The sequence below is a fragment of the Endothiovibrio diazotrophicus genome, from assembly GCF_054657215.1.
Genome location: NZ_BAAHXB010000078.1, coordinates 16,931 through 27,139, shown reverse-complemented (window position 1 = coordinate 27,139; position 10,209 = coordinate 16,931). Strand labels below are relative to the sequence as shown.

Annotated in this window: 11 protein-coding genes; all 11 read right to left on the bottom strand. The window is 65.4% G+C overall.

The window, feature by feature from the left end; all coding sequences use genetic code 11:
* Positions 1-408: 408 nt before the first annotated feature.
* Positions 409-1,695: a phosphate regulon sensor histidine kinase PhoR gene (gene phoR / locus ACYQ2W_RS17655; protein ID WP_459869997.1), complete on the bottom strand. Its 1,287-nt coding sequence runs from the start codon at positions 1,693-1,695 to the stop codon at positions 409-411.
* A 37-nt stretch (positions 1,696-1,732) separates the two neighbouring features.
* Positions 1,733-2,425, bottom strand: a complete 693-nt coding sequence (phoB, locus tag ACYQ2W_RS17650) for a phosphate regulon transcriptional regulator PhoB (RefSeq protein WP_459869994.1) — start codon at positions 2,423-2,425, stop codon at positions 1,733-1,735.
* 44 nt (positions 2,426-2,469) lie between these two features.
* On the bottom strand, positions 2,470-3,168 hold the full coding sequence (phoU, locus tag ACYQ2W_RS17645; RefSeq protein WP_459869991.1) for a phosphate signaling complex protein PhoU: 699 nt from the start codon (positions 3,166-3,168) through the stop codon (positions 2,470-2,472).
* Between the two features lie 30 nt (positions 3,169-3,198).
* Positions 3,199-4,053: a phosphate ABC transporter ATP-binding protein PstB gene (gene pstB / locus ACYQ2W_RS17640; protein WP_459869988.1), complete on the bottom strand. Its 855-nt coding sequence runs from the start codon at positions 4,051-4,053 to the stop codon at positions 3,199-3,201.
* A gap of 61 nt (positions 4,054-4,114) precedes the next feature.
* On the bottom strand, positions 4,115-5,770 hold the full coding sequence (gene pstA / locus ACYQ2W_RS17635; RefSeq protein ID WP_459869986.1) for a phosphate ABC transporter permease PstA: 1,656 nt from the start codon (positions 5,768-5,770) through the stop codon (positions 4,115-4,117).
* A gap of 39 nt (positions 5,771-5,809) precedes the next feature.
* A complete protein-coding gene (locus ACYQ2W_RS17630) occupies positions 5,810-8,071 on the bottom strand; it encodes a phosphate ABC transporter permease (protein WP_459869983.1) in 2,262 nt (753 codons plus the stop codon).
* Positions 8,072-8,179: 108 nt separating this feature from the next.
* Entirely contained in the window at positions 8,180-8,548 is a 369-nt protein-coding gene (locus ACYQ2W_RS17625; RefSeq protein ID WP_459869981.1) for a YajD family HNH nuclease, read from the bottom strand.
* 5 nt (positions 8,549-8,553) lie between these two features.
* A complete protein-coding gene (locus ACYQ2W_RS17620) occupies positions 8,554-8,790 on the bottom strand; it encodes a hypothetical protein (protein WP_459869978.1) in 237 nt (78 codons plus the stop codon).
* On the bottom strand, positions 8,787-9,200 hold the full coding sequence (locus tag ACYQ2W_RS17615) for a hypothetical protein (protein WP_459869975.1): 414 nt from the start codon (positions 9,198-9,200) through the stop codon (positions 8,787-8,789). Before ACYQ2W_RS17615 ends, ACYQ2W_RS17620 begins: the two co-directional genes overlap by 4 nt.
* Entirely contained in the window at positions 9,197-9,616 is a 420-nt protein-coding gene (locus tag ACYQ2W_RS17610) for a thioesterase family protein (RefSeq protein WP_459869972.1), read from the bottom strand. Before ACYQ2W_RS17610 ends, ACYQ2W_RS17615 begins: the two co-directional genes overlap by 4 nt.
* Before the next feature lie 96 nt (positions 9,617-9,712).
* Positions 9,713-10,144, bottom strand: a complete 432-nt coding sequence (locus tag ACYQ2W_RS17605) for a GNAT family N-acetyltransferase (RefSeq protein WP_459869969.1) — start codon at positions 10,142-10,144, stop codon at positions 9,713-9,715.
* Positions 10,145-10,209: the final 65 nt, after the last annotated feature.

Sequence of the window (10,209 nt, the reverse complement as noted above, 5' to 3'; positions counted from 1 at the left end):
CCTAGCCTGACTCCGTCGCCTCCTCTTCCAATTGATCGCGGTGCGTCGATCCCATGGAGGGCGGTGTCGATCCGATCGTTATGTGGCGAAACGCCGCGTCCCGCTTTTGTTGCGGATTTTTTATCAGCGTTTTGCAATATTATGATTACATATTTAGTAACGCCTTTCAATCCACCAAAAATGGGTGTTAAGGAACGAGGCACACGGAAACACCCGAAAGGGCACCGCTGCTCTCGCTAAGATCGCACAAGTGAACGGGAATATGCGGAATTATTAAATTACCAACGGGCGAACGCCCGATTGGAACGAGGAGCCGGATCTGTAACGGAGATATTGGAAGGAAATGCGCGCTGATTTTCCCTTGGTCGGATCATTGCGGGGTCCCGCAATGATCCGACCACGGGAAAATCAGCGCGTGGGGAGGGGAAAACGACAGCTGAAGGTGGAGCCCTGGCCGACCACGCTTTCGATCTCCAGGCGACCACCGTGGCGGGTCAGCACGTGCTTGACGATGGCCAGTCCGAGACCGGTGCCGCCGCGCTCGCGGGAGCGGCCGACGTCGACGCGGTAGAAGCGTTCGGTGAGACGCGGGATGTGCTGGGGGGCGATCCCCTCCCCCTTGTCCCGCACCTCGAAACGCAGCGTCCCCTGATCGGTGTACCAGTGGAGCGAGATGTCGCGCTTCTCCGGGGTGTATTGCACCGCGTTGAAGACCAGGTTGGAGAAGGCGGAACGGAGCTCCTTGGCGTTCCCTTCGAGGAACAGCTCGCGATCGGCCTCGACGGTGATGCGGTGGGCCCGCTCGCCGCTCAATGCCCGCGCCTCGTTGGCGATCTCCTCGAGCATCGGCGCGATCGGCACCCGGGTGGTGTGGGTAGGGCGTTCCTCGGTCTCCAGACGGGAGAGCAACAGCAGGTCTTCGACGATCTGCTCCATGCGCTGGCTCTGCTGGCGCATCAGGCCGAGGGAGCGTTGCCAGCGGCGGCTCCACTCGTCATCGGAGTCCTGCATGGTCTCGAGGAAGCCGTGGATGACGGTCAGCGGGGTACGCAGCTCGTGGGAGACGTTGGCGACGAAGTCCCGGCGCATCTCCTCCAGGCGGTGCAGCCGGGTGACGTCGCGGGCCACCACCAGCCGCTGCTCCTTGCCGTAGGGGACGACCCGCACGCTGAGCTGGATCGAGTTGTCGAGCGGCGAGGGAAACTCCACCGCCCGCTCGTAGTCGCCCTGGGCGCAGAATTCGGTGAAGACCGGTGTGCGGATCAGGTTGATCAGCCGCTGGCCGACGTCCTGCGGGGCCTGCAACCCGAGCAGGCGGGTGGCCGCCTCGTTCCACCAGAGGATCTCACCACCGCTGCCGAGCACCACGGTGGCGTCGGGGGTGACCGCGGTGGATTCGCGGAAACGCTTCAGGTACGCCTTCAGCTTGCGCTTGCGCGAGCGGTTGCGCTTCTGCAACTGATAGAGGTGGTGGAACACCTCGCCCCAGATGCCGGGGGCCTCCGGTGGTTGCAGCTTGCGCCCGCGGTCGAGCCAGCGATCGAGCCGGTGGAGGTTGTAGAGGTTCCAGCCGAGGTAGGCGGTGCTGCCGAGAAACAGGCCGACGGAGACCGCATCGAGCAGATTGCCGACGAACAGGCTCACCGCCATCAGCAGGAGATAGCGCCAGAACTCCGCGACCCAGGGCTTGGACAATTGGCTATTCCCTCGGTATGGTCCGCAGCGTCGCGGCTCAAACCTGCTTGGAGAAGCGGTAGCCGGTGCCGCGCACCGTCTGCACCATGTTGTCCAGTTCGAACGGCTCCAGCGCCTTGCGCAGGCGGCGGATGTGGACGTCGACGGTACGCTCCTCGACGTAGACGTTGCCACCCCACACCCGGTCGAGCAGTTGGGTGCGGCTGAACACCCGCTCGGGATAGCCCATGAAGAAACGCAGCAGGCGGAACTCGGTGGGGCCCAGCTCCACCTCCTCACCGGCGGCGGTGACCCGGTGGGAGACCGGGTCGAGGGCCAGATCACCGGCCTGCAGCACCTCGTCGCCCGCCTCCGGGGTGGAGCGGCGAATCACCGCCTTGATACGGGCATGGAGTTCGCGGTTGGAGAAGGGTTTGGTGATGTAGTCGTCGGCCCCGGCGTCGAGGCCGCGCACCTTGTCCTCCTCCTCGGAGCGGGCGGTGAGCATGATGATCGGCAGGTGGCGGGTCAGCTCGTCGCGCTTCAGCCGGCGGGCGAACTCGACGCCGCTCTGGTCGGGGAGCATCCAGTCGAGCAGCACCAGCACCAGCGGCTCGTTGCCGATCATCTGCTGCGCCTCCTCGACGCTGCCCGCCTCCACCGCCTCGTAGCCGGCCTGCTCCAGGGACATGGCGAGCATTTCGCGGATCGCCGGTTCGTCTTCGACGATAAGAATCCGTTTCTGGCTCATGGGTCTGATGTCATCTCGTACGGGAAGTTATTCTTTCGCGGTTCCTAAATCTGATCCAGATTGGTGTGGCGGACGTCCTTGCCCTTGACGAAGTAGATCACGTACTCGCAGATGTTGCGGGCGTGGTCGCCGATCCGCTCCAGGGAACGGGCGGCCCACAGCACGTGGAGCGAGGCGGTGATGGTGCGCGGGTCCTCCATCATGAAGGTGATCAGCTGACGCACCGCCGACTGGTACTCCATGTCGACCATGCTGTCGGTGCGCGCCACCGCCACCGCCGCCGCCGGGTCCATCCGCGCCATCGCATCGAGGGCGCCGTGGACCATCTTCACCACCCGCTCGCCCATGTGGATCAGGCTCTGGTGCTGGAGCCGGCCGCCGCTCCCCTCTTCCGCCAGGCGCAGCGCCTGGGCGGCGATGCGCTCGGCCTCGTCGCCCATCCGCTCCAGGTCGGTGATGGTCTTGATCATCGCCATCACCATGCGCAGGTCCACCGCCGCCGGCTGGCGGCGGGCGATCACCTGGGTACACTCCTCGTCGATCGCCACTTCCATGGCGTTGACCTTGTAGTCCGCGGTGGCCACCTTCTCGGCCAGTTCGCGGTCACCCTCGGCCAGCGCCACCACCGCCTCGCTGATCTGCTGCTCCACCAGCCCGCCCATGGCGAGCACGCGGTTGCGGATATCCTCCAGCTCCTCGTTGAACTGCTGGGAGATGTGGGCGTTGAGCTTGATTTCATCCATCGGTAGTACTCGTTGCGGAAGAGTGCGCGATCAGCCGTAGCGGCCGGTGATGTAGTCTTCGGTCTGTTTCTTCGACGGCGTGGTGAACAGCGTGCGGGTGTCGCCGAACTCCACCATCTCGCCCATGTACATGAAGGCGGTGTAGTCGGAGACGCGCGCCGCCTGCTGCATGTTGTGGGTGACGATGACGATGGTGTATTGATCCTTCAGCTCGTAGATCAGCTCCTCGATCTTCAGCGTCGAGATCGGGTCGAGGGCGGAGGCGGGCTCGTCGAGCAGCAGCACCTCCGGCTCCACCGCGATGGCCCGCGCGATCACCAGCCGCTGCTGCTGGCCGCCGGACATGCCCAGCGCGTTGTCCTGCAGGCGGTCCTTGACTTCCTCCCACAGCGCCGCACCGCGCAGCGACTTCTCCACCACCTCGTCGAGCACCCGGCGGTTGTTGATCCCCTGCAGGCGCAGGCCGTAGGCGACGTTCTCGTAGATCGTCTTGGGGAAGGGGTTGGGCTTCTGGAACACCATGCCGACGCGGCGGCGCAGGTCGGCGACGTTGACCCCGGGGGCGTTGATGTCCTCGCCGTCGATCAGGATCTCGCCGTCGATGCGCGCGGAATCGACCAGGTCGTTCATCCGGTTGAAGCAGCGCAGCAGGGTCGACTTGCCGCAGCCGGAGGGGCCGATATAGGCGGTCACCCGCCGGCGCGGCATCGACAGGGTGACGTCCTTCAGGGCGTGCTTGTCGCCGTAGTAAAGATCCAGGTTGCGGACCTCGATGCAGGTCTCTTCATCATCCAGGGAGAGGGCATCACCGGCGCGCTCCAGGAGCGAGGGGTCCACACCGCCATGGGTCAGGTTGGTCTCTTCGGTTACTGCGTTTTCTACCATCGGTCTGCTCGGTGAATTTGAAGGGTGGTTGCCGCTGCCTGCGGCCCGGGTCGAGGTGCCGTCAGGCCTCCAGCGCCTTGTACTTTTCGCGCAGCCGGTTGCGGATGGCGATGGCGGCGAGGTTGAGCGCCACGATCACCAGCACCAGCAGCAGCGCGGTGGCGTAGACCAGCGGGCGGGCGGCCTCCACGTTGGGGCTCTGGAAGCCGACGTCGTAGATGTGGAAGCCCAGATGCATGAACTTGCGGTCGAGGTGGAGGAACGGCGAGTTGCCGTCCAGCGGCAGCGACGGCGCCAGCTTGACCACGCCCACCAGCATCAGCGGCGCCACCTCGCCGGCGGCGCGGGCCACCGCCAGGATCAGGCCGGTCATGATCGCCGGGCTGGCCATCGGCAACACGGTGCGCCAGAGGGTCTCGGCCTTGGTCGCGCCGAGCGCCAGCGACCCTTCGCGGATCGAGCTGGGGATGCGCGACAGCCCCTCCTCGGTGGCGACGATCACCACCGGCAGGGTGAGCAGCGCCAGCGTGATCGACGACCACATCAGCCCCGGGGTGCCGAAGGTGGGGGCCGGCAGCGCCTCGGGGAAGAGGAGCTGGTCGATGTGGCTGCCGAGGAAATAGACGAAGAAGCCGAGACCGAAGACGCCATAGACGATGGAGGGGACGCCGGCGAGGTTGTTCACCGCGATGCGGATCACCCGGGTGACGAAGCCCTGCTTGGCGTATTCGCGCAGATAGACCGCGGCGATCACGCCGAACGGGGTGACGAAGACCGACATCAGCATCACCATCAGCACGGTGCCGAAGATCGCCGGGAAGATGCCGCCCTCGGTATTCGCCTCGCGCGGGTCGTCGGAGACGAATTCCCACACCTTCTCCACATAGTGCCCCAGCTTCTGCGGCAGGCTCATGGCGTTGGGCCGGAACACCCGCACCACCTTGGCGAGCGGGATCTCCACTTCACGGCCGTCGGCGACGGTGGCGGTGAGGCTGTCGCGCTTGAACTCCACGTAGAGGTCGTTGAGGCGACGCTGGAGGTCGACGTAGCGGTCGTCGTACTGCTTGCGGCTGGCCTCGAGGTCGGCGAGCCGCTCGGGGGTGACCGCATCGTCCAGCTCCAGCCGACGATGCTTCAGGCGCAGCCGCTCCAGGCCGTAGTTGACCGCGCCGATCTCGCTCTTCTCGATGTGGTAGATCTCGTCGTAGATCTTCAACGCACGATCCAGTCGCGGGTAGAGGGCGTCCCAGGCGGCATCGCCCTCGGCCACCACCTTGCCCCCCTCCTTGATCGCCTGCAGGCGGCCGTAGAAGTTGCCCCACTCGCGGCGCTCGATGGTCATCACCTCTTCCGGATGGGAGCGTTTGGCGATGGAGGGCTCCACCAGCCAGCGGAAGTCGAGGCCGGAGACGTCGCGGTTGCCGGTCTTCACCAGATAGCGGGAGATCAGCTTCTTGCCGCTCATCTCGCCGGTATAGCCGGCCGAGGCGAGGCGGGCCACCGGGATCTCCTCCTCCTCGACCACCTCCGCCAGCACCTGCTCCTGGCTGCCGTCGTTGTTGCGGTAGTCGAACTCGACCACGGAGTGGGGCCAGAAGTGGCCGAGGCCGCGAACGGCGATGAGGACGAGCAGCCCCACCACCATGATGACGCTGATGCTGACCGAGCCGGCGGTGAGCCAGACCCAGGGGACGCCGCTTTTAAACCACTCTTTCATGTCTTAGACCGATTCTCGTTCGGGGATTCCGGTTCGGGGTTACAGGCTGGAGTACTTGCGACGCAGCCGCTGACGGATAATCTCCGCCGTGGTGTTGAAGAGGAAGGTGAAGAGGAACAGCACCAGACCGGCGAGGAACAGCACGCGGTAGTGGGTGGAGGCCACCTCGGATTCGGGCATCTCGACCGCGATGTTGGCCGACAGGGTGCGCATCCCCTGGAAGATGGAGAAGTCCATCACCGGGGTGTTGCCGGTGGCCATCAGCACGATCATGGTCTCGCCCACCGCGCGGCCGAAGCCGATCATGATCGCCGAGAAGATGCCCGGACTGGCGGTGAGCAGCACCACCCGCCACATGGTCTGCCAGGGGGTGGCACCGAGGGCCAGGGAACCCATGGTGAGGTGGCGCGGCACGCCGAACACCGCATCCTCGGCGATCGAGAAGATGGTGGGGATCACCGCGAAGCCCATGGTCAGGCCGACCACGATGGAGTTGCGCTGATCGAAGGGGATGCCCAGGTCGTTGGTCAGCCAGCCGCGCAGGTTGCCGTCGAACAGCCACAGCTCCAGCGGCTGGCTGAGCGCGATGGAGATCCAGCCGGCAATCAGGATCACCGGGATCAGCAGCGCCCCCTCCCAACCGTCCGGGATGCGGTGGCGGATGGCGCCGGGAACGAAACGCCAGCACCAGGCCATGATCAGGATCGAGATCGGCGTGAGCAGCAGCAGGCTGACGATGCCCGGCAGGTACTCCTCGGCCATCGGCGCCAGCCACAGGCCGGCGAGGAAGCCGAGGATCACGGTGGGCAGCGCCTCCATGATCTCGATGGTCGGCTTGACCAGTTGGCGCATGCCGGGGGCCATGAAGTAGGCGGTATAGACCGCGCCGAGGATCGACAGCGGCGCGGCCAGCAGCATCGCGTAGAAGGCGGCCTTGAGGGTGCCGAAGGAGATCGGCACCAGGGAGAACTTGGGCTCGAAGTCGTTGCTCGCCGCCGAGGACTGCCAGGCGTAGGCGGGCTCGTCGTAGCTCTCGTACCACACCTTGCCCCACAGCGCGCTCCAGGAGACCTCCGGGTGCTCGTTGTGGACGTGCCAGAAGTGGAGCTTGCCGGTGTTGTCCTCGGCGATCAGCGCGTTGGCCCGCGGCGACATCGCCAACCGGACCAGCGGGGCATCGCTGACCTTCTTCACCAGCAGGGTGCGATGGGCGGTGGAGTGGTAGAGGCCGATCTCCCCTTCGCTGTCGGCGGCGGCGAATCCCTTGCGCCGCGGCTCCACCGCCACCGCAGAGATCGTCGCCTCCTGACTGTGCCAGTCGCGGATGCGCTGGAGCTGGTAACGGTTCTCGCCGTCTCGCACCGGGAACCACTGGCTGATGATGCCGTCGGAGTCGGAGGCGAGCAGCGAGATACCGCCGAGCAGCAGCTTGAGCGAGGTGAGCTTGGCCCCGTTGCCGACCAGATCGACGGTCTGCAACAGGTAGGGCTCCTCCTTGTTGCGGATGTCGTAGAAGAGGGTCTCGCCCCCCTTCTCCGCCAGGTAGAGCCAGTTCTGGGTGGGATCCATCAACAGATAGTCGGGGGCCCAGTTCAGCCCTGGCAGGACGGCGCTGGAGCTGCGCTCCAGGGTGATTCCGTCGCCGAGCATCGACTCGGTCTTCTCGTAGCTGATCAGCAGGGTGCGCTCGCCGGCGGTGTAGGCGGCGACGGAGAACCGGTCTTCGCCGTTCTCGAAGGCGAGGCGGGTCAGCGCCATGCCCTGGTCATCCAGCTCCAGCGGCGTCTCGCCGAAGGGGTAGCGCAGCTCGGGGGAGATCTTGCGCTGATCGTTGGGGTAGGTGATGCGGTAGAAGAGCCTCACCAGCAGCATGCTGCCGTCGCTCAGCCCCACCGCCACCAGGTTGCTGTCCGGCGGCCCCTCGGCGATGGAGGTGATCGCGCGGCCCGCCGGCAGCGGCAGGCGATCGCTGGAGATCACCTCGCCGTCGGCCAGGCGGAAGAAGATGTAACGTCCGTCCTCGATGATCCGGCCGCCCACCTCGCCCTGTTCCTCCAGGGTAAGGTAGCGGGTGGCGCTGGCGGTGCCGCCGGGGATGCCGTAGCTCCCCCCCTCCTTCATGGAAGCGGACTGGAACAGCGGAAACACCACCACCAACAGGAAGAAGAAGATGAGAAGGATCGCGATGATCACGCCGATCCCTCCGGTAGCGACCCCCCAGCGGGCGGTCAGGTCCTTGATCCGGCGCCACTTGTGGCGCCGCTCGGCGGTGGTCTGGTCGATCAGGGAGGAACTGCTCACGGGGAAGGGCGTGCCGTCGGTTGCGAAAGGTGGCGCAAGCCTATCGACGCCACATGACAGTATTGTGAAAAACCGTGAATGGAGCCCCTCCCCCGCCCGGAAAGGCGCCTACTTCTTCATCAAATCCTTCAACGCGGCAAAGGGGTTGTGGGTGGCCCCCGCTGGCCCCTCCTCGGAGACCATCACGCCGTTGGCCTCCAACTGGCGCTGGTGCTCGTTGTCGTGACAGTAGAGGCAGAGCAGCTCCCAGTTGGAGCCGTCCGGCGGATTGTGGTCATGGTCGTGGTTGCGGTGGTGCACCGTCAGCTCCCGCAGGTTCTCCCGCTGGAACTCGCGACCGCAGCGACCGCAGACCCACGGATACATCTTCAGCGCCTGCTCGCGGTACCCCTTGTCCCGCGCCTCCCGCGCCTGCCGCGCCTCGGCGACGACCCGATCGAGCCGACCCTGGTCCGCTCCGCCCTTCTTCACTGCCATCTCATCTACCTCTGTAACGGGGAGGGGGAGGAATCGGCCACGACCCCACTTCGGCACTCATCGAGCTGCCCCCGGGCGTACTTCCAGCTCGATTCCATGTTCTGCGCCTGCCACAACGCCTCGACCTTCTCCTTGAACAGCGCCTCGTTCTGTTTCCACAGGTAGAAATTGCCCCCCAGCGACAGGGCAAAAAGCGCGACGACGACGATCAGCGCATCAAGGTGAAAGGTGAACCGCTTCACTCCCGCCCCCCCTCGCCAAGACGGAACGCCTCCAGCAACGCCTCGCGCAAGGCCGGTTGCTCCCCGAGATCATCGACCCCGAGGTGCCGGCGGGCTACCGGTCCGAGCAGCGACAGCCGGCGGGCATCCCGCCAGCGCCGTTCGAAGTCGCGAAGATCGAACACCCCGTCGTGGAACGAGGCCACGGCCAGACCGGTCGGCCGGTCGAAGAGGAGTTCATGGGACTCCATCACTTCGTATAAATAGGAATAGGTGTCGATGCCGTTGAGCCGGGCAAGCATCGGGTGCAGGTCACCGATTCCCCCTGCACCGCCCATCGCCCCGTCCAGATCGATCACCGCCGCCGGCGCATAGTGCTCGCCGCGATAGGAGAACTCCACCCGGACACGAATGGTATTTCCACTGTTCACTGGCCCGCCTTCCTGCCCATCTTGTCGTCGAAGCGCGCCTTGTCGATGATGAAACGCTCATGGCGTCCGCGGGAGATCCGCTCCACCCCGTCGTGGGCCTCCACCGCGAAGACCAGCCGCCGCCCGTCCACCTCCACCAGCTCCACCTCCGCGGTCACCTCCAGCCCCGGCGGGGTCGCCGCCTCGTGGCTGACGTCGATGTGGGTGCCGACGGTCTGCTCCCGCGGCCAATCCAGGTGGGGATTGACCGCCAGGATGCAGGCCCACTCCAGGAAGCCGACCAGATAGCCGGTGGCGAACACCTCCGGCATCGCCACGAACTCCGCGGATTCCGGATAGAGCGCGGGCACGGTCTTCGAGGAGGGGACGACGAAGGTGTGCCGGTGGCGGATGCCGGGGGCGAGGGATGGTTTCACAAACTTTACACCGATTGGAGAAGCTATCTATATCAAGCTGAATTCATTGATATTTAACGAAGAATATAAACCGCAGATTTCGCATACGTGAACTCATCAGGGCTGGGAATCCAGGGACTCGACAAAATGGAAGCTCCCTTTGGCCATCCCCTCCCGCTCGTAGAAGCGGTGGGCCGCCTCCCGCTGCATGCCGGAATCCAGATGGAGCTGTCGGCACCCCGCCTCGACGGCGTAGCGCCTCAACCAAGCGAGCAGGCGACCCCCGAAACCACGAGAGCGGTGAGAGCCCGAGGTGACCAGATCGTCCACGTAGAGGAAACGTCCCCAGGCCAAGTTCTCGCCAACCCGAAAACCGGCGACGGCAACCACCGCCCCCCCCTCCCGAAGAAACGCCAGCCGATAGCCCTCCGCCTCCTGGAGACGGATCCGCGCGACGAACTCCGCCCCTTCGAGATGGGGACGAAGTTCCCGCATCACCGGCCAGCAGGCGGCGATCTCCTCGTCGGTGAAGGCAATGGCGGGACTCATGGCGCCCTACGTTAAACCGCCTTTCGGCGGCGGGCAATCATTCCGACTTGCGCCGAGCTGATATA